18 protein-coding genes are annotated in these 19,554 nt (G+C 63.2%); 9 read left to right on the forward strand and 9 right to left on the reverse strand.

Annotated elements, in window-relative coordinates:
- Positions 1-134 precede the first annotated feature (134 nt).
- Positions 135-1,559, reverse strand: a complete 1,425-nt coding sequence (locus tag DEVEQU_RS05700; RefSeq protein ID WP_126149618.1) for an FAD-binding oxidoreductase — start codon at positions 1,557-1,559, stop codon at positions 135-137.
- Positions 1,560-1,662: 103 nt separating this feature from the next.
- On the opposite strand from DEVEQU_RS05700, the gene DEVEQU_RS05705 reads away from it, so the two are divergent.
- From DEVEQU_RS05705 to aroC, 4 genes are all read left to right on the forward strand, one after another.
- A complete protein-coding gene (locus tag DEVEQU_RS05705; protein ID WP_126149619.1) occupies positions 1,663-2,472 on the forward strand; it encodes an enoyl-ACP reductase FabI in 810 nt (269 codons plus the stop codon).
- 54 nt (positions 2,473-2,526) lie between these two features.
- On the forward strand, positions 2,527-3,147 hold the full coding sequence (locus DEVEQU_RS05710; protein WP_223214117.1) for a histidine phosphatase family protein: 621 nt from the start codon (positions 2,527-2,529) through the stop codon (positions 3,145-3,147).
- A 146-nt stretch (positions 3,148-3,293) separates the two neighbouring features.
- Positions 3,294-4,190 carry a hypothetical protein gene (locus DEVEQU_RS05715; RefSeq protein WP_126149621.1) on the forward strand — a complete coding sequence of 299 codons (897 nt, stop codon included), beginning with the start codon at positions 3,294-3,296 and terminating at the stop codon, positions 4,188-4,190.
- A gap of 74 nt (positions 4,191-4,264) precedes the next feature.
- Entirely contained in the window at positions 4,265-5,380 is a 1,116-nt protein-coding gene (gene aroC, locus DEVEQU_RS05720; RefSeq protein ID WP_126149622.1) for a chorismate synthase, read from the forward strand.
- A gap of 88 nt (positions 5,381-5,468) precedes the next feature.
- Here the strand turns inward: aroC and DEVEQU_RS05725 are convergent, their stop codons facing one another.
- A complete protein-coding gene (locus DEVEQU_RS05725; protein WP_126149623.1) occupies positions 5,469-6,017 on the reverse strand; it encodes a hypothetical protein in 549 nt (182 codons plus the stop codon).
- An 85-nt stretch (positions 6,018-6,102) separates the two neighbouring features.
- The gene (locus DEVEQU_RS05730; protein WP_126149624.1) at positions 6,103-8,373 is read right to left on the reverse strand and encodes a putative PEP-binding protein; all 2,271 of its coding nucleotides are present in this window, start codon (positions 8,371-8,373) and stop codon (positions 6,103-6,105) included.
- Positions 8,374-8,491: 118 nt separating this feature from the next.
- Here DEVEQU_RS05730 and ispH point away from each other — a divergent pair, with 118 nt between their 5' ends.
- Genes ispH through rnhA form a run of 3 tightly spaced genes read left to right on the forward strand, consistent with a single transcriptional unit; the run spans position 8,492 to position 10,452 of the window.
- Positions 8,492-9,463, forward strand: a complete 972-nt coding sequence (gene ispH / locus DEVEQU_RS05735) for a 4-hydroxy-3-methylbut-2-enyl diphosphate reductase (RefSeq protein ID WP_126149625.1) — start codon at positions 8,492-8,494, stop codon at positions 9,461-9,463.
- Positions 9,460-9,978, forward strand: a complete 519-nt coding sequence (locus DEVEQU_RS05740) for a GNAT family N-acetyltransferase (RefSeq protein ID WP_126149626.1) — start codon at positions 9,460-9,462, stop codon at positions 9,976-9,978. Before ispH ends, DEVEQU_RS05740 begins: the two co-directional genes overlap by 4 nt.
- Before the next feature lie 3 nt (positions 9,979-9,981).
- Positions 9,982-10,452 carry a ribonuclease HI gene (gene rnhA, locus DEVEQU_RS05745; protein ID WP_126149627.1) on the forward strand — a complete coding sequence of 157 codons (471 nt, stop codon included), beginning with the start codon at positions 9,982-9,984 and terminating at the stop codon, positions 10,450-10,452.
- Between the two features lie 227 nt (positions 10,453-10,679).
- On the opposite strand, the gene glyS is transcribed toward rnhA, so the two are convergent.
- The 3 genes from glyS to DEVEQU_RS05760 all read right to left on the reverse strand — a co-directional run bounded on the left by glyS (position 10,680) and on the right by DEVEQU_RS05760 (position 15,364).
- Entirely contained in the window at positions 10,680-12,704 is a 2,025-nt protein-coding gene (glyS, locus tag DEVEQU_RS05750; protein ID WP_126149628.1) for a glycine--tRNA ligase subunit beta, read from the reverse strand.
- Between the two features lie 104 nt (positions 12,705-12,808).
- Positions 12,809-14,695 carry a DUF2207 domain-containing protein gene (locus DEVEQU_RS05755; RefSeq protein ID WP_164550276.1) on the reverse strand — a complete coding sequence of 629 codons (1,887 nt, stop codon included), beginning with the start codon at positions 14,693-14,695 and terminating at the stop codon, positions 12,809-12,811.
- 114 nt (positions 14,696-14,809) lie between these two features.
- Positions 14,810-15,364 carry a LemA family protein gene (locus tag DEVEQU_RS05760; RefSeq protein WP_126149630.1) on the reverse strand — a complete coding sequence of 185 codons (555 nt, stop codon included), beginning with the start codon at positions 15,362-15,364 and terminating at the stop codon, positions 14,810-14,812.
- Between the two features lie 346 nt (positions 15,365-15,710).
- On the opposite strand from DEVEQU_RS05760, the gene rnk reads away from it, so the two are divergent.
- Positions 15,711-16,121 carry a nucleoside diphosphate kinase regulator gene (rnk, locus tag DEVEQU_RS05765; protein ID WP_126149631.1) on the forward strand — a complete coding sequence of 137 codons (411 nt, stop codon included), beginning with the start codon at positions 15,711-15,713 and terminating at the stop codon, positions 16,119-16,121.
- 120 nt (positions 16,122-16,241) lie between these two features.
- Here the strand turns inward: rnk and DEVEQU_RS05770 are convergent, their stop codons facing one another.
- From DEVEQU_RS05770 to DEVEQU_RS05780, 3 genes are all read right to left on the reverse strand, one after another.
- A complete protein-coding gene (locus tag DEVEQU_RS05770) occupies positions 16,242-17,165 on the reverse strand; it encodes a glycine--tRNA ligase subunit alpha (RefSeq protein WP_126149632.1) in 924 nt (307 codons plus the stop codon).
- Between the two features lie 56 nt (positions 17,166-17,221).
- The gene (locus tag DEVEQU_RS05775) at positions 17,222-17,455 is read right to left on the reverse strand and encodes a hypothetical protein (protein ID WP_126149633.1); all 234 of its coding nucleotides are present in this window, start codon (positions 17,453-17,455) and stop codon (positions 17,222-17,224) included.
- Between the two features lie 62 nt (positions 17,456-17,517).
- Entirely contained in the window at positions 17,518-18,261 is a 744-nt protein-coding gene (locus tag DEVEQU_RS05780; RefSeq protein ID WP_164550277.1) for a tRNA1(Val) (adenine(37)-N6)-methyltransferase, read from the reverse strand.
- 153 nt (positions 18,262-18,414) lie between these two features.
- Here DEVEQU_RS05780 and DEVEQU_RS05785 point away from each other — a divergent pair, with 153 nt between their 5' ends.
- Positions 18,415-19,410, forward strand: a complete 996-nt coding sequence (locus DEVEQU_RS05785; protein ID WP_126149714.1) for a polyprenyl synthetase family protein — start codon at positions 18,415-18,417, stop codon at positions 19,408-19,410.
- Positions 19,411-19,554 lie beyond the last annotated feature (144 nt).

Here is a 19,554-nt window from a genome sequence, read left to right on the forward strand (position 1 = left end):
GATGGTGCTGCCGGAGTGCCGTCGCAAGAAGGCACAGTGGGAGAACCGGGAAGAAAGAAGTCCCCGACTTCGTGCCATTCGAGCGTAGCTCTCATGGCCTTCTCAGTTAAAAACGCGCCACTGGCGCGTTTGCCCTATGGCACAGTTCGAAGCATTTTTCCCGGATTGAGAATGCCATTGGGGTCTAGGGCGAACTTGATGGCGCGCATCATTTCGAGGGCGACGGGATCTTTGACGCGCTGCAGCAGGTCGACCTTGAGCTGGCCGATGCCGTGTTCGGCAGAAACCGAGCCGCCATGGCGCAGCACCACCTCATAGATCACCTCGTGCATGGCCTCGTCATATTGGGCCATGAAGGCCTTGGGGTCGGCGCCGAGCGGCATGGAGAAGTTGAAGTGGATATTGCCGTCGCCCATATGGCCGAACGGCACCGGGCGAATGCCCGGCACCAGCTTTTCGGCGGCGGCGCTGCCCTCGCGGATCAGCGCGGGAATGGCGGCGATGGGCACCGAGACGTCGTGCTTGATCGAGGCGCCCTCGCGCGACTGGCACTCGCTCATCTGCTCGCGGAAGGCCCACATGCGGGTGCGGTCGGCCAGCGATTCGGCGATTGTGGCGTCGGCGATGAGGTTTTCCTCGAAGGCGGCTTCCAGAGCCGATTGCAACGCGCCGGGAGCGGAACCGGCCATGCGGCTCATTTCGATCAGCGCATACCAGGGAGAGGCACTGGCGGTGGGATCGGCATCGAGCATGCCGTGACGCAGCTGGATGTCGAGGCCGATATGGGGGATGAGCTCGAAGGCGTTGAGGCGGCCGCCGGCGCGCTGGCGCATCAGCTGAAACAGATCGAGCGCCGCATCGGGCGAGGCGACATTGACCAGCGCGGTCTCATAATCCTCGGGCAAGGGATAAAGCTTCAGCGATGCCGCGGTGATGATGCCCAGCGTGCCTTCGGCGCCGACAAGCAGGTCCTTGAGATCATAGCCGGTATTGTCCTTTTTGAGGGCGTTGAGCCCATGATAGAGCCGGCCGTCGGCGAGGACTGCCTCGACACCCATGGTCAGTTCGCGGGCATTGCCATAGGCGAGGACGTTGACGCCACCGGCATTGGAGGAGAGCACGCCGCCAATGCGGGCCGAACCCTGCGAGGCCAGCCATAGCGGGAAAATCGTCCCGGCGGCTTCGGCGGCCTTATGGGCGTTTTCGAGGATGACGCCGGCTTCGGCGACCATGACACCGGCGGCACTGTCGACAGAGCGGATGCGGTCGAGCCGGGCAAGGCTCATAATGACCTCATCGCCCCGCAGCGGCACCTGGGCACCCACAAGGCCAGTATTGCCGCCTTGTGGGATGATAGCCACGCGGTTCTGGTTGGCCCAGCGCAGCACTGCCTGCACCGCCGCGACATCGGGCGGTGTGACCACGGCAGCAGCCGTCGTGTGGAAGCGCTTGCGCGGCTCGTTGAGCCAGGCGCCCATTTTCTCGACCTCACCGACGACATGGGCGCTGCCGACGATATCGGCGAGGGCAGAGACGATCTGGGCGGCGGAAAGGGACATGGAAAACCCCGGAAACAGGAGAGACGCGCGGCAGGCAACCTTGCCCGCCCCTGCCCCCATGTGCCACAACCGGACAAACGACTCCAGCAAGGGAAATCCAACAATGGCCACTGGATTGATGGCAGGCAAGCGCGGACTGATCATGGGCCTCGCCAACAACCGCTCGATCGCCTGGGGCATTGCCAAGCAATTGCACGCACAGGGCGCCGAGCTGGCGTTTTCCTATCAGGGCGAGGCGCTGAAGCGCCGCGTCGAGCCTTTGGCTGCCGAGGTCGGCTCGGACTTCCTCGTGGAATGCGACGTGTCCGACGAAGCCGCGATGGACGAGACCTTCCGCCAGATCAAGGACAAGTGGGGCTCGATCGATTTCGTGGTGCACGCCATCGGCTTTTCCAACAAGGAAGAACTCGAAGGCCGCTATATCGAGACCAGCCGCGACAATTTTGCGCTGACCATGGACATCTCGGTCTATTCCTTCACCGCCGTCGCCAAGCGCGCCGAACCGCTGATGAACCCGGGCGGGGCGCTGTTGACGCTGACCTATTACGGCGCGGTCAAATATGTGCCGAACTACAATGTGATGGGCGTGGCCAAGGCGGCGCTGGAAGCTTCGGTGCGCTACCTGGCGGTCGATCTCGGCAAGAAGGGCATTCGCGTCAACGGCATTTCGGCCGGGGCCATCAAGACCCTGGCCGCCTCTGGCATTTCCGGCCTGCGCGACATGCTGCACTGGCAGGAAGCCAATTCGGCGCTGCGCAAGAACGTCTCGATCGACGATGTGGGCGGCGCGGCCACCTATCTGCTGTCGGACCTGGCGGGCGGCGTGACCGGCGAAATCCACTATGTCGATGCCGGTTTCAATGTCGTCGGCATGAAACTTCTGGATGATAATTCCACCGAAGCCGAAGCCTAGACCCGTTCATAGGCCCAACGAAAGGGGCGCGCCGGTGGCGGCGCGCATGTGACCATGGTTGCCCTTGTCTGGCCGGAAATCTACTTCATCCGGCATGGCGAAACGCCCTGGAACGCCGAACGGCGCTATCAGGGCCGCCGCGACATTCCGCTCAATGACAAGGGCCGTGGCCAGGCGAGCCAGAACGGCAAGACGCTGGCCGCCCTTTTCAAGGCGCGCGGGCTCGACCCGCTTGCCTTCGAGTGGCATGCCTCGCCTTTGGGACGCACCCGCGAAACCATGGATCGCGTCCGCGCCGGTTTCGACCAGCACCTGCCTGACGTACAGTACGATGTGCGGCTGATGGAAATTTCCTTCGGCGTGCTCGAGGGCAGCCTTCATGACGAGCTGCCGGAACATATGGCGGTGGCCCCTGGCGATCGTGATGAAAGCTATTGGGAATTCCGCCCCGAGGCCGGCGAAAACTATCGCGACGTCGAGGCCCGGCTGGTGGAATTTGCTGGCGTGCTCAAGGGGCCCTCGGTGGTGGTTTCCCATGGCGGCATTGCCCGGACGCTGCGCGCACTGATCGAACGCGCACCCATTGTCGAAGTGATCAACTGGGCCCCGCCGCAGGACGTGATCATGCATTTCACGCCCGGCAAGATGGAATTGCTCACGGCTGCAGACGTCTAGTGCGGTGCGTGAGGGGACACGCGCTCGGGCGCTTGCTTGCTGCACTGGGCTTTGCGGTAGCACTATCGGCCTCCTGTGCGCCTTCGTGGGCGCAGGGCGAGGGTGACGACTACATTGTCGAATTCGGAGTGCTCGAGAGAGGTGGCATGAAGCGTCTCGCGGCCGTGCTCAACGATATGGATAGCCTGCTCGCAGACGGCCCGACATCCACAGCGCAACTGCGTCCGCTTGCCGATCTCGATCCGGATGCGCTCTATACCAACGCCACGGGCAAGCTGCCCGGCATTTTCGAGGTGCAGCGCGACATCAATGACGGCTCGCCCCATCAGGTGAAGCTGTCGGTAATTTTTGGCTCGACGCAGAACCGGGACAGTTTCGAGGCGCTGCTGACACGTCGATTTGGAGCGCCTGACGACGCCTGCAGCATCAGCGGCTACCAGCATTGGCAGCTTGCCCGAGACCGGTCGATGCGCTGGCAGCAACTCGACTACAATAGCAACCATGTCGAAATCGCAGTGCGCGCTTCTCCTCCGCTTGACGCCAATTGCGTGCCCAGCGCCACCGATAGCGCACAGCTTCTCGTGCCCGAGCAATTGATGGAATTCATGCAGCGCCTCCGCGACGAGCTGGTGCCGTTCGGCGACGAACATGCCTTTCGCGCGTGGATGAGCCGCTATGGCAAGGCGGAGGAAAACAGATCGGACGAGTGCACGCTCAGTATCAGCATGCCGGCTCCGTCGCTGGATGCGCCTGTCATTGAAGGGCTCAACGGCTTTGTGTTCCTGCATGGCCAGGCGGATATCTGCAGCGGCGAAGCGTTGTCCGCCCTCATCCTCTCCTCACAGGTGGAAGCCGATATGTTTGCCATGGACAAGTTTACTGCTGCAGCGGAAGCCGTTCTTGGTTCCTCAATCCCTGGTTGCAGCGATGCATCCCAGACCGTCTGGCCATTGGGCGAGGACCGGAGCTTTGTTCTGGCCAAGACCTATATGTCGGTCTCAGCCTATGTCTATAACCAGCCGCCGAACGATATCGGCTGCTAGGGGCCGCGCGATGAAAGCGGTTTCCCTCGCGCCGCAAAAGGCTTTATGAAGGCGCCAATACGAGGCGAGCATCCATGTCTTTCAATACGTTCGGGCATCTTTTCCGTTTTACCACCTGGGGCGAAAGCCATGGGCCGGCGCTTGGCGTGGTGGTGGATGGCTGCCCGCCGGGTATTGCCCTCACCCCCGAAATGATCCAGCGGGACCTCGATCGCCGCAAGCCGGGGCAATCCAAGTTTACCACCCAGCGCCGCGAAGCGGACGAGGTGAAAATTCTCTCCGGCGTGTTCGAGGACGAGCGCACGGATGGGCCGCGTACCACGGGCACGCCGATTTCGCTGGTGATCGAGAATACCGACCAGCGTTCCAAGGACTATTCGGATATCCGCGACAAATATCGTCCGGGCCATGCCGACTACACCTATGACCAGAAATACGGCATTCGCGACTATCGCGGTGGCGGCCGCACCTCGGCGCGCGAAACGGCGGCGCGCGTGGCGGCGGGGGCCATTGCCCGGCAGGTTCTCTCGGGCGTCACCATTCGCGCCAGCCTCGTGCAAGTGGGGCCGCACAAGATCGACTACAACAATTTCGACTGGGACCAGGTCGACCAGAACCCGCTATTCTGTGCCGATGCCCAGGCGGCGGCGCTGTGGGCCGACTATCTCGATGGCATCCGCAAGGACGGCAACTCGGTGGGCGCGGTGATTGAGGTGGTCGCCGAAGGCGTGCCCGCCGGCTGGGGCGCGCCGATCTATGGCAAGCTGAGCGCGGATCTGGCCTCGGCGATGATGAGCATCAATGCGGTCAAAGCTGTCGAAATCGGCGATGGGTTCGATGCGGCTGGTCTCACCGGTGTGGAGAACGCCGACCAAATGCGCGCGGGGACGGACCGACCCTATTTCCTCTCCAATCATGCCGGCGGCATTCTCGGCGGGATTTCCAACGGCGATCCCATCGTCTGCCGCTTTGCGGTCAAGCCGACATCCTCGATCATCACCCCGCGCCAGACGGTGACGACGGGCAATGAGGATACCGACATCATCACCAAGGGTCGCCATGACCCCTGCGTCGGCATCCGCGCCGTGCCGGTGGGCGAGGCGATGATGGCGCTGGTCCTGGCCGATCACATGCTGCGCCACCGCGGCCAGACCGGGCGCGAAGGCGCGGTGGGTTTTCAGCGGAACTGAATTTTTCCCAGGTTTTAGCGCAGTGAGCGCCATCCTCTCCCGCGAAGGGAAGAGGGAAGGCCACGCGGCGCGCAGACGGCAATCACGCTTAGGGGCAGGTGGCGACGACCGGCTCGGCGGCTTGCAGAATGGCGTCGACCTGGAAGCGCACCGAGAGCGTCCTGGTATTGGCCGGGGTCATGCGCAGGGTCAGGTTGGTGACGCCGGCCAGGCTATCGACGAAGGCGCGAGCGTCGCGCGGGTTATCGATGAGGATGGCCGTATTGTCGGGATTGACCGGCAGGGTGCTGGAGCGGCGTTGCAGATCGTATTGTAGCGTCAGGCCCGCATCGCGTCCGAGCGCGGAAATGTTGTTTCCGGCAAAGCCGAAAGCGATCTGCAGGCCTTTTGCTTCGCAGGAAATGGTGATCGTTGCCGGGGCACGGCCGCTGGGGCGTGCCGGGATCAACTGTTCCGATTCGACCACTGCGCTGCTGGTGGCAACGGCACCGGGATCGGGGCGGAAAACGGCGTCATAGCAGGCGAGCCGTTCTTCGGCTGATGCAATGGGTGCGCACTGGGCGCCGCTTTGGGCGAAGGCGGGTGCCGATGGCACGACGAGCAGTGGCAGAACAAGCAGTGCCGTCAGACTTTTCACGGGCGCAATTTTCCTTCCCTTGCGTCCGGCCTTGTTGCGGCCGGATCGAACGCTTTGTCCTATATAGGCATAATGTCCCGCAAATTTAAGCAGATGCTTGCGCCAGGGTCAGCCGGGCCACCGGAACACGATAGGGTGAGCAGGAGACGTAATCGACGCCGAGGCCGGCAAAGAAGCGCAGTGAGGCAGGATCGCCCGCATGTTCGCCGCAAATGCCGATCTTGAGGCGGGGATTGGCCGCCCTGCCCCGGGCAATGGCAATCTCGATCATTTCGCCGACGCCCTTTTCGTCGATGGTGACGAAGGGGTCGCGCTCATAGACGCCCTTACGCTGATAGGCGGCGAGGAAGGTGGGCGCGTCATCGCGCGAAATGCCGAAGGTGGTCTGCGTCAGATCATTGGTGCCGAAGGAGATGAAGTCGACCATGCCGGCAATGTCGCCGGCACGCAGGCAGGCGCGCGGCAATTCGATCATGGTGCCGAAGGCAAATTTGACGCGGTCCGAGCGCACAAGGCCGGAATTATTCAGGATATTAAACACCCGCTCGCGCACCCACGAGACCTCGGTGGCCGTAGACACGAAGGGGACCATGACCTCGACCGGAATGGTGAGGTTGAGGGCCTCGCTGGCCGCCCTGGCGCCGGCCAGCACCGCCTGCATCTGCATTTGCAGGATTTCGGGATAGGTAATCGCGAGCCGCACGCCGCGATGGCCCAACATGGGATTGATCTCGGCGATGCGCTCGAGGCGCAGGCGCAGGGCGCGGACGGCAAGACCCAGCGAAGCGGCGGTTTCCTCGATCTCCTCGTCGGTGCGCGGCAGGAATTCGTGCAAGGGCGGATCGAAGAGGCGCACGTTGACCGGCAGGCCGCGCATGGCGGAGAACAGCGCGGAATAGTCGCCGGTCTGAAAGTCGACCAGACCATTGATGGCGAGGCTGCGCTGGTCCTCATCTTCGGAGAGAATCATGCGGCGCAGCGCCACCATGCGCTCGGGCGAGAAGAACATGTGTTCGGAACGGGCGAGGCCGATGCCTTCGGCACCGAAGCTCAGTGCGGTGGCGGCGGAATCGACGGTTTCGACATTGGTGCGCACAGCGATGGTGCGGCTGCTGTCGGACCAGCCGAGCAGCGTGCCTATGGCGCCGCCGATCTGTGGCTGGGCCAGCGGCAACGTTCCCACATAGACCGAGCCGTCGCCGCCATCGATGGTCAGCCGATCGCCGGATCGGAATTCGCGGTCGCCGATGCGGGCGACCATTTCGGTAGTGTCGACCGAAAGATTGCGCACCCCAGCCACGCAGGGCTTGCCGGTAATGCGTGCGATGACGCCGGCATGGCTCGACATGCCGCCGCGGGCGGTGAGGATGCCGGTGGCGGCCTTCATGCCCTCGATGTCGGCGGGGCCGGTTTCGTTGACGACGAGGATGCAATGCTTGCCGCGCGCCCGCAGGCGGGCCGCATCCTCGGCATTGAAGACGATGGCGCCGCTGGCGGCACCCGGGGACACGCCAAGGCCCATGGCGATGGGCGAGACGCCTTCAGAGGATTTCAACCGCGGATGCAGCATCAGCGCCAGGCGGTTGGGATCGACGCGGGTGACGGCGCCCTGCGGCGTCCACACCTTGCGGTGCACCCGGTCCACCGCGGCGTTGAGATCGGCATCGCCACTGGCCTGGACCGGACGGGCAGACAGGAATAGGACCTTGCCCTTATCCACCGACACCAGGCACGCCATGTGGCGGCCGGCCTTGGCATCGAGCAAGGAGACCAGTGCACCAACGCTTTCCGGCAAGCGGGGCAGCGGGCTGCCGGGTAAGGCGGCCGGGCCGAGCGCCCCGGTGGTGGCGTGGCGGGTGAGGAATTGTTCGACCTCGCCGCCGGCCACGGCCTGCACCAAAACGATCTGGCGGGCGCGTTCCTCGTCGCTGCGCGAGGCGCCCCAGCCGGCGCCTGAAAATCCATAGCTTTCGAAGGCCTGCTTGATGGCACGGGCCAGCGGACGCGCGGGATCCACGGAGTCTTCCGGAGCTCCCGGCGCGGGAATGCCCACCTTGGCCGGCATCAGCCCGCCATTATGGCTGGCGGCGGAGGTGCGGACCACCAGCATGGGCGGCTTGCCGTCCTTGTCGACGAGCTTATAGAGGCAGGCCACCCAATGGGCGCGCAGGCGCATGTCGCGACGGCCGCGTTCGGCCTGCAACTCATCCCAGCAGGCGCGGGTGAGAACGATGGTGGGAACAGTGGGAAAACCGGCCTCGCAGACGCGGAAAATCCAGCGCGCCTTGCCGGCCAGCAATTTGAGTTGCCCAGCACTCAGGTTCGCCTTCCCCATTGCCGGGGCAATCGCAAACATTTCCTGGGTTAAACTCACTGACCGACCGTCCCCGCCAAACTGGCATCATATTGCCCGTGCCCTGTGTCTGCTGCAACAGCACTTGACTTGCAGGAGCGCGGAAAGCATCTGATCTGGCATGGAAAAAAGGCCGCACCTCGACATTCTTCTCTGCGCCCCGCGTGGATTCTGCGCCGGGGTAGACCGCGCCATCCAGATCGTGGAGCTGGCGCTGCAAAAATACGGGGCGCCGGTGTATGTCCGGCACGCCATCGTGCACAACAAATATGTGGTGCAGAGCCTGGAGGCAAAGGGCGCGATCTTTGTCGAGGAACTCGACGAAATCCCCGAGACCGAGGCGCCGGTGGTGTTTTCGGCCCATGGCGTGCCCAAGAGCGTGCCGGCCGATGCCAAGGCACGCAACATGTTCTTTCTCGACGCCACCTGCCCGCTCGTATCCAAGGTGCATGTGGAGGCGCAGCGCCATTTCGAGGAAGGCCACGAGATCGTGCTGATCGGCCACCAGGGCCACCCGGAAGTGATCGGGACCATGGGGCAATTGCCGCAAGGGGCGGTGACGCTGATCGAAACAGTTGCCGACGCCAAGGCCTTTACGCCCAAGCATCCGGAAACGCTGGCCTTTGTGACCCAGACCACGCTCAGCGTCGATGACACGCGCGAAATCGTCGCGGCGCTGCGGGCGCGCTTCCCGGCTATCAATGGGCCGCACAAGGAAGACATCTGCTACGCCACCACCAACCGGCAGGAATCGATCAAGGCGGTGGCACCCCTTGTCGATGCGATGATTGTTGTGGGGTCGCCCCATTCGTCCAATTCGCAGCGCCTGGTCGAAGTCGCCCTGCGCTCGGGCTGCAAGATTGCCACGCTGGTGGATCGCGCCAGCGATATCGACTGGTCACTCTATGGCGATCTCAAGTCGCTGGGTGTCAGCGCCGGGGCCTCGGCGCCGGAAAGCCTTGTGGAAGAGGTGATCGACGCTTTTGCCGCCCGCTATGAGGTCAAGGTCGAGACCAAGACCACCGCCGAAGAGCATATCGCTTTCAACATTCCCAAGGTGCTGCGCAATCTGGAAGTGGCCTCGGGGCGATGAGCGATCTCGACCTGTTCGAAACCGAGCGGCTGGTGCTATCGGGCTGGCGCATGGACCAGATCGACGACCTAATGCGCCTGCACGGCAGCGAAAGTGCGACCCGTTATCTGACGTCGCGTGGCGTGCCGTTTACGCGGGCACAGTGCGAAGAGGCAATCGCGCACTGGATCGACCTGTTCGAAACCCGGCAGCTGGGCAAGCTGCGAGTGCGCCGGAAGTCGGATGGCACGCTGGTGGGTCGAGCTGGGTTTGGCGTTTACCCGCCTACTGGCGAGGCGGAGATCGGTTACACGCTTTACGAAGAGTTCTGGGGACAGGGCTTTGCCAAGGAGGCCGCCGCTGGCCTGCGCGACTGGTTCTTTGCCAACGACAAGGGCGAACACTTTATCGGCATGGCGCATGTCGACAATGCGCCGTCTCGTGCCGTCCTGGAAAAGATCGGCATGGAGAAAACGCATCAGGCCGTCGACTATTACGGCCTTCCCTGCCAGTTCCATATCCTGAGGCGCCCCTAGGCCATGTCAGAATCCGTTATCATTCATACTGACGGGGCCTGTTCCGGAAATCCCGGCCCCGGCGGCTGGGGCGCCATTCTGCAGTTCGGGCAGCACCGCAAGGAGCTCAAGGGCGGCGAGGCGCTGACCACCAATAATAAGATGGAGCTGACGGCGGCCATCGAGGCACTGAACGCGCTCAACCGTCCCTGCAAGATCGATCTGCATACCGACAGCCAATATGTGAAAAACGGCGTCCAAAGCTGGATGCATGGCTGGAAGCGCAATGGCTGGAAGACCGCCGACAAGAAGCCGGTGAAGAATGTCGACCTTTGGCAGGCGCTGGATGAGGCGACCAAGCGGCACGAGATTTCGTGGCACTGGGTCAAGGGCCATGCCGGTGACGAACTGAACGAACGGGCCGACGAACTGGCCCGCGAAGGCATGGCGCCATTCAAGGGCAAAAAGCCCGAAGGCTTCACAGCACCGTTTTAAGGCGGTGTGGTTGGGGCCGAAGCGAGCGACTGCCGGTTATATCGGGGCGCTTTCGCTGCGTCTCCGCTTGAGAGGCAGGAGCGCTTGCAGGCCGGCCAGGCTTGGATGAAATAGAACCAAAGCTTTTGGCACGACAGATGCAACGCGCATCATGCCGCCCTCTGGTCAAGCCCGAGGGCGGCGGCATGGTGGGTGTGAAGCATCAACCAGAACGGTGCCTTACGGGCTTACCCAGCTACCTTTCCGAAATCGGCGACCAGATGCATGGTGTCGCGTAGGCGGGCGAGAAGGTTGAGGCGATTGGCGCGAACGGCAGGATCGGCATCGTTGACCAGCACTGCGGTGAAGAATGCATCTACGGGCGCGCGGAGCGTGGCGAGCTCGGTCATGGCGCCCTTGTAATCGTCCTTGGCCACATGCGCCGCCACGGCGGCATGGACGCCATCCACCGCAAAGGCCAGCGCTTCTTCTTCCGCCAGCTTCAATGCGCCCTGATCGATGGCGCCACCATAGGTTTTGCCATCCTTCTTTTCCTCAGCCGCTAGAATATTGGCCGCACGCTTGTAACCGGCCAGAAGATTGGCACCATCATCACTGGCCAGCAGCGAGGACAGGGCCTCGGCGCGCTGGGTGATCTGCAGGATATCGTTGCTGTCGGCAGAAATCACGGCATCGACCAGATCGTGGCGAGCGCCGGCATCGCGCAGCGTCACCTTGAGACGGTCATGGAAGAAGGCCAGCAGATCCGGCTCCACCTGCAGCGGGAATTTGAGATTGTTCTCGCTGACGATGCGGATCACGCCCAGTGCCGCGCGACGCAGCGCGAAGGGATCGCGCGAGCCGGTTGGCTTTTCGTCGATCGACCAGAAGCCGGAGAGCACGTTGAGCTTGTCGGCCAGCGCCACGGCGATCGACACCGGCTCGGTCGGCACGCGATCGGAGGGGCCCAGCGGCTTGTAGTGCATTTCAAGCGCATTGGCGATTTCAGCCGGCTCGCCCTGCGCCGTCGCATAATAGCGGCCCATCAAGCCCTGCAGTTCGGGGAATTCCCCGACCATGCCGGTAACGAGATCAGCCTTGGCGAGCACGGCCGCGCGCTTGGTCTTTTCCACATCGGCGCCAACCTGCGGCGCAATCTCGGCCGCCAGGTTGACCAGGCGCTGCACCATGGCGAACTGGGTGCCCAGCTTGGCGTGGAACACCATGTCTTCGAGCTTGGGCAGGCCGTGCTCTAGCGGAATGGCGAGGTCGCCCTGATAGAAGAAGGCAGCGTCGGACAGGCGGGCGCGAATGACGCGCTCATTGCCCGCGACCACGACCGCGCCGCCATCGGCGGGGATGGTATTGGACGTGATGATGAAATTGGGCGCCAGCTTGCCCGAAGCATCGCGCAGGCAGAAGCACTTCTGGTTGGCGCGGATCGTGGCGATGATCACTTCCTCGGGGAGCTTGAGGAATTCGGGATCGAACGATCCCATCATCACCACCGGCCATTCGACCAGGCCGGCGACTTCCTCGAGCAAACCTTCGTCATGAATGACGCTCAGGCCCTGCGCGAAGGCCAGATTGTCGGCATCGGTGCGGATGATGTCCTTACGGCGATCGATATCGAGCACCACCTTGGCGCGTTCCAGAGCAACCAGATAGTCGTCGAACCGCTTGACGCGAATGGCGTCGGGCGACAGGAAACGATGACCGAACGTGGTCTGGCCGGATTGCAGCCCGGCGGCGGCGAAGGGCACCACGACAGGCTCGTCGTTCTCGGTGCCGAAAGTGGCGGTAATGGCGCGCAGCGGACGCACCCAGGTGAAGCTGCCAGAGCCCCAGCGCATCGGTTTGGCCCAGGCGAAGTCGGCCATCACCTTGGGCAGGATGCCGGAGAGCAGCTCGACCGCGTCAGCACCCGGCTTTTCGATCTGAGCAACGTAGAAGTCACCCTTTTTGGGATCGCTTTCCACCTTGGCCTGATCCAGCGAGCTGAGCCCGGCCGACCGCAGGAAACCGTCGATAGCCGGCTGCGGCGCACCGACCTTGGGCCCCTTCTTTTCCTCGCGCGTGTCGGGCGAGCGCACCGGCAAGCCCGACACGGTCAGCGCCAGGCGGCGCGGCGTGGCGAAGGCCTTGGCACCTTCATAGACGAGACCCGCATCGACCAGTGCATTGGTGACGGCTTTCTTGAGATCATCGGCGGCGCGACGCTGGAAGCGGGCCGGGATTTCCTCGGAGAAGAGTTCGAGCAGGAGTTCGGGCATGAAAATGTACCGGATTTGAAGGCGTGTGCGTGATTAGCGCGGGGGCGCGGGCTTGTCTATGCGCATACGCGCACGCCATTGCGGAATGGCCTCACCTACCCTTCTCACCAGCCCCCGCCGCCTCCGCCGCCACCCCCGCCACCGGAGAAGCCGCCGCCGCTCGAGCCGGAAGAGCTGGCCTGCACAGGCTGCGCGGCGACCATGGCGGCGGCCATGCCAGTGGTTGCGGTGCTGATGGCCTTGGACAGACCGCCCGATGAGAAGGAGCGGCTGCCGGCATACCAGTTGGGCGAATAGTTGTTGGCGGTGGTCTCGGGCACGGCATTGCGCGCCAGTTCCGCCTCGAAATGCTCCGACCAGGGCTTTTCCACGTCGAGCGCAATGGCATAGGGCAGGATGCGTTCGAAGCGCTCCACTGTCATTGGCGGTTCGTCATTGATGTTGAGCCGGTTCTTTTCGGCGGTCTCCAGGTAGAGCTTAAAGCCCTCGATCTGATCCATCACCTTGCGGCCCTGGATGGTCGGCGCGCGCATCAGTGCCGCGAACACCACGCTGATGATGATCAGGGACGCCGCGGCGATTGCCGCATTGTTGATGGTGATGCTGGTCAGCGATTCGATGAAGCCGCCACCCAAATTGAACAGCACGATGCCGACCCAGACCCCGACAATGACCTTCTGGATGATGCCGCTCTTGAATGCCGACATCATGAGGCTGCCGATGATCCCGGCAAAGACCCCGAAGAACGCCGCCCCGACGAGGTAGATCGGATCGAGCACGTCGAACAGCACCATCAGCCCCAGGCAGGCTGCGGAAAGGACGAAGCTGAACACCGCATATCCGGTATTGTTGCGGAACCAGAGCTGGCGGTTCTCGCTCTCGATGGCCTTGACGAATTCGGTGCGCTTGGCGCCCAGCTCAACCCCATTGGCCTTGTCGATGGTGACCGACCGCTTGGACGAAAAGTAGCCGTAGAGCACGCGCTCGCCGGCGGGCAGTTCGCCCCCGGCTTGCTTATCGGTCGCGACCACGGTCAGCGTCTTGTCTGGGTTGTAGATCGTCACCAGCCCCTTCACGCCGAGACTGAAGATCGCCGCAGTCAGCGCCGTCCAGCCGGAATTGGCGAAGCCCCAGCGATGCACATAGTGCGTGAGAGCGGGTGAGAAGCCCTCGGGCGGATGAAACAGTGGAATGATCGTGCCCTTGGGCGGGTCGCGGCCCACCTTGTTCCAGGCGATGAGATTGTAGCCCAGCACCAGCAGCACGGCCAAAATGGGCAGGATGACCTCGCGCAGATCCGATGCCGACTGCGCCAGGGCATCCACGCCCTCGGGATAACTGACGATCCCTTTCTGGAACGACACCGCGACGCTCATGCCTTCGCCGGGCTGCAGCACGGTTTGGCTGCGGAACACAGCTTCATTGTCGGAAACGCGCTTGATCGCGGCGTCCCGCGCGGTCGAGCCCAAAGGCCCGGTATAAACAGCCATGTTGGCGATGACTGCGCCAGCTGGCAGATGAACCCGCGCCTCGGCATTGAGAATGGGGAAATTCCAGTAATTGCCGGTGGCGTTCCAATAGATTTCGTCGCCATCGGCGCTCGGCCGCGCCATGCGCTCGAGCCGATAGGTGATCACGTAGCGTTGTTCGCCGGGGCGAAGCAGCGCGTCGGGATTGCCGATCCGGATCCGGCGGAAATCGCCGTCGCGCTCGACATCGAATTGCTCGGCCTGGCCATTGCGGGTGACGCTTTGCACTTCGAGCGCGATGCGGATCTTGTTTCCTGAATCGCCCAGCATGGTCACCGGAATATCGCGGAAAATGCCGCGCCGGATCTGGTCGCCCTCGGCATTGACCACCAGCGTCTCGACCACCTGTACCGATCCATCGGGCGCCAGGGTCACATCCGACACCATGCTGCGGATTTCCTCGCGCGCCAGGCTGGGCACGGCGAGGGCAAGCAGCAGAAAAAGCGAAGCGAGGATGCGCATGATCATGAACTCGGCATAAGGCCCGGACGCGGTGCCATCCCAACCCCTGGTTGGGACTACTTCGAGACCATCCTTCGATGGTCCGCCTTGCTGGCTGATTTGGCTGCGAAAGGCTTAGAACTTCACCTGCGGCACGGCCCGATCGGCCTCGTTCTCCAGCTCGAAATACTCGCTCTGGGTAAACTTGAACATGTTGGCGATGATGTTGGACGGGAAGCTCTCGACCTGAATATTCAGGTTGCGCACCGCACCATTGTAGTAGCGGCGGGCCATCTGGATTTCGTCTTCCACACCCTTGAGCGCGCTCTGGAATTCGAGAAAAGTCGTATTCGCCTTGAGATCGGGATAGGCCTCGGCAATGGCCAGCAAGCGGCCCAATGCAGCCGAGAGTTCGCCCTCGGCCTTGGCGCGAGCCTCGGGACCGGCCGCAGCGACGCTGGTGGCCTTGGCACGGGCGCTGACCACGGCCTCGAGTGTTTCGCGCTCATGGGCCATATAGCCCTTCACCGTCTCCATGAGATTGGGAATGAGGTCGGTGCGGCGCTTGAGCTGCACATCGATCCCCGACCAGCCCTCCTTGACCATCTGTCGGTTGGACACGAGGCTGTTGTAGATGACGATGGCATAGCCGACGATGCCGACCACCAGCGCGAGAATGACCCATTCCATGGCTTAGACTCCAAAGCTGTCCCCGGCTCCGGCGCGCCCCTTGGGCAGGCGCGGGCAGGCTGACGAATGGGGCGGAGACTGGCAGGTCAAGCGGCCCATTGCAACGGGCCACCAATGGGTCGGGCTTGACTTCCTGCGCGCAATCCCTAGCTTTTATGCCATGACAACGCGCCTCTTCCATCGCTGCACCATTCTGCTCGCAGGATAGACGCCCTAGGCACGCTCTCGCCGGAGCCTGTTTAGGGCTCAAGGTGCATCGCACCGAAAATCCGGCACTCGTCATTCCCATTCATAATTACCGTTCCGCATGTCGCGCTGTCGCGCGCCGGAACCTGAGGAGACTCACATGAACGACATTCGTCGCGATCTCTCGCCTGCCATTATTCTGGGCAAGGCTGATCACGCCAAACTCAACGCGCTGGCCAGCGCCGGGCTTGACCGCATGCCCGAACTGGCCGACCGCCTGCTCAACGAACTCGACCGCGCTCGTGTCGTTGATGACAAAAAGGTGCCCGAGGACGTGGCCCGCATGGGCTCGCGCGTCACCTATCGCACCAATGACGACAAGGAAATTGCGGTCACCCTGGTTTACCCGGCAGAAGCCAATATCGACGAAGGCAAGATTTCGGTGATGACGCCCATCGGCACCGCCCTCATCGGGCTGCGCAAGGGCCAGTCCATCACCTGGCGCGACCGCGCCGACAAGCGCCACATGCTGACCGTGCTGGATGTCGAAGCACCGGTCGCCGCGGAGTAGGACACGCCCCGCCTTCGCAGACACCTGCACACCGCTGGGTTACAACACAAGCCGTCACTCTCGGGCTCGACCCGAGGGTGACGATCTGCTCTTGTGCCGCGTGGGGGTGTGTAGACTAGCCTATTCCGCGCCGCCGCCGGCGGTCTGCAACCAGGCTTCGCCGCAGGCCTTGGCCAGTTCGCGGATGCGCAGGATATAGCTCTGCCGCTCGGTCACCGAGATGACGCCGCGCGCATCGAGCATATTGAAATTATGCGAGGCCTTGATCACCTGCTCATAGGCCGGGATCGCCATGGTCTGCCGGTTGCCGTCGGCGCCCTTGGCCAGGATGGCGCGGCATTCCTTTTCGGCATCGGCGAAATGCCGGAACAGGATTTCGGTGTCGGCGGCCTCGAAATTGTACTTCGAGGATTCCTGCTCGTTCTGCAGGAACACCTCGCCATAGGTGACCTTCTCGTCGCCTTCGCGGCCGTTGAAGTTGAGGTCATAGACGTTCTCTACGCCCTGCACATACATGGCCAGGCGCTCGAGCCCATAGGTGATTTCACCCGGAACCGGCGCGCATTCGAAGCCCGCGACCTGCTGGAAATAGGTGAACTGGCTGACTTCCATGCCGTCGCACCAGCACTCCCAACCCAGACCCCAGGCGCCCAGCGTCGGGCTTTCCCAGTCGTCTTCCACAAAGCGGATATCGTGCACCGAAGCGTCGAGCCCGATGGCGGCCAGCGAGTCGAGATAGAGCTGCTGGATGTTTTCCGGCGACGGCTTGAGGATCACCTGGAACTGGTAATAGTGCTGCAGCCGGTTGGGGTTCTCGCCATAGCGGCCGTCCTTGGGCCGGCGCGACGGCTGCACATAGGCGGCTTTCCACGGCTTGGGGCCCAGCGCACGCAACGTCGTGGCAGTGTGGAAGGTGCCGGCGCCCATCTGCATGTCGTAAGGCTGCAGGATCACGCAACCCTGCTCGGCCCAGAAATTCTGCAACGTCAGGATCAGACCCTGGAAGGAGTTCTTCGGGTCCATGTGAGCGGGGCGAGAGGTCATCGGGCAGTCCTACGGTCTAGAGCCGGACAAACCTCTAGTTTGGCGGGTCCGGGCGGTCAATGGCGCTTGTCGGTGTCGCGCTGATCCTGCGGGCGATAGGTGCCGTCATCGTCGCGCTTGAGATCGATCACGTCGGGGCGCTGGCGTTCGGCCGCGTCGCGCTCGCGTCTGGCGATACGCGCCTGTTCCTCGTCGGTCTTGAACTTGCCGGTCCAGTCCTTCCAGATGCGGCGGATGCCCAGATAGATCAGCACGATCAGGGCAGTGAACAGGAGAATGCGCAGCAGCATCTTGCGGGAAACCTCAGGACGGGTTCGGGCGGTGGCGCAGATTTAGGGGCTCGGTCGGATCATTACCAGTCAAGACGGGCCGCACCGCGAAAAATTGCATCGAATTCTGCCGAGAATGCCCGACCGTCAGTGCCGTGCAGCACCCGGCTGGCCAGAAGTGTCAGCGGCGCGCGCGACCCCTTGATGCCGCGAATGAGCACCCGGCTCGCAGCCTCGTCCGGCCGCGGGCAGAGCGGCAATAGCGTTATGGCCCCGAACCGCGCCGAAAAGCTTGCCAAGAGCGGCGCAAGGGCGGTGGCGGGATAAACGAAAATGACGGTGCCGCCCGCCTTTGCCGAAGCGGCAGCGCTGCGCACCCATTGGTCCAGATCCGCCTCCGGCATATGCCGCGCGCCTGCCCGGCTCGCGTCCGGCGCAGGCGTGCCGCGTCCTGCCGCAAAGAAGGGCGGATTGGCGATCACAGCGTCAAAGCCATTATCCACAAGCCCTGCCGCGCGCCGGGCCGCAGCCGGGGCGGCAATGTCGATGGCATGCGCCTCGGCTCGGGCGGCAAAGCCATTGGCCGCGATATTCTCAGCCGCCAGGGTCAAGGCCTCGGCGTCAATCTCGGCCAGAAGCGCGGTTTCAGCGAGGTCGAGCGCCAGGGCAACGAGCCCTGCGGTGCCCACCCCTGCACCCAGATCGGCAAGTCGCGCCGTGCCCTTTGGTACCGCGGCGCCAAGCAAAACACTGTCGAGCCCGGCGCGAAAGCCGTTGCGCGGCTGCGACAGAGTGAGCCGACCGCCCAAAAAGGCGTCGCGCGTCACCGTTTGGTGTTTTACAAACTCGATTGGCTGGTCTAGGGACATCGCACCCGGATGGCTGGTTCGGTGCGACCTTATATGGGTCGCAGCGATGGTCTCAACCCGATTTGCCGTTGTGGCAACAAGGACGTTACGGCGGTGTCAGTTCTGCCCCAGATGAAAGAAAAGCCGGTGGCCAACCCGGTCGAGCGCCTGATGGCTGCGACGGCCGAGGACATGGCCCGGGTCAACGCGCTGATTCTGGATCGTGCTCACAGCCATGTCGACATGGTCCCCGAACTGGCGCGCTATCTCATCGACAGCGGCGGCAAGCGCCTGCGGCCGATGCTCACCGTTGCCACGGCGATTCTCTTCGGCCGCGGCACCGGCAATGCCGTCAATTTCGCGGCCGCCGTCGAATTCATGCACAATGCCACCCTGCTGCACGACGATGTCGTCGATGAAAGCGACATGCGCCGCGGCAAGCCGGCGGCCCGCATGGTCTGGGGCAACAAAGCATCGATCCTGGTAGGTGATTTTCTGCTAGGGCAAGCCTTCATGATGATGGTGGAAACCGGCGATATCGGCGCGCTGGGCGTGCTCTCCGCTGCCTCCGCCGTGATGGCCGAGGGCGAAGTGTTTCAGCTGGCCAAGACCGGCGACCTCGCCACCACCGAGGCCGACTACGCCGAAGTCATCCGTGCCAAGACCGCCGTGTTGTTCAAGGCTGCCTGCGAAGTGGGCGCCATGTCCGGCGGTGCCGATCAGGCCGGCCGCGAAGCCCTCGCCCTATATGGGCTTGAACTGGGCAATGCTTTCCAGCTTGTCGACGATGCGCTGGATTATGGCGGGCAGTCTGGCACGCTCGGCAAGAATGTCGGCGACGATCTGCGCGAGGGCAAGATGACCCTGCCGGTCATCCTGGCGCTGGCCGACGGCACCGAGGCAGAGCGATCAGTGATCGCCGCTGCCCTGGGCAAGGTAGATGCCAGCGATCTCGAAGTGCAGCAGGTTGTGGCCATCTTCAACCGCTACGACACGCTCAAGCGCACGCTGGACAAAGCCGAGGGCCACGCCGAAGCCGCGATTGCCGCACTGTCCGAGCTCCCCGACAGCGAGATGAAATCCATCCTCGCCGACGTCGTCCGCCACAGCGTCGGCCGCGCGTCTTAGCACTCTGCCTATTGGCAATCTCAGCCTGCCTTGTGGCGATGCCGCCGCTTCAGGCCAGATCGAGCGCTGGCCTGTCGACCTGCGTCGTGGTTTCCACTTGGCACCTTTGGTTTCGCCGCGCATTATCGCGCTCAAATCACCTTG

The sequence above is a fragment of the Devosia equisanguinis genome (assembly GCF_900631955.1).
Lineage (GTDB): Bacteria > Pseudomonadota > Alphaproteobacteria > Rhizobiales > Devosiaceae > Devosia > Devosia equisanguinis.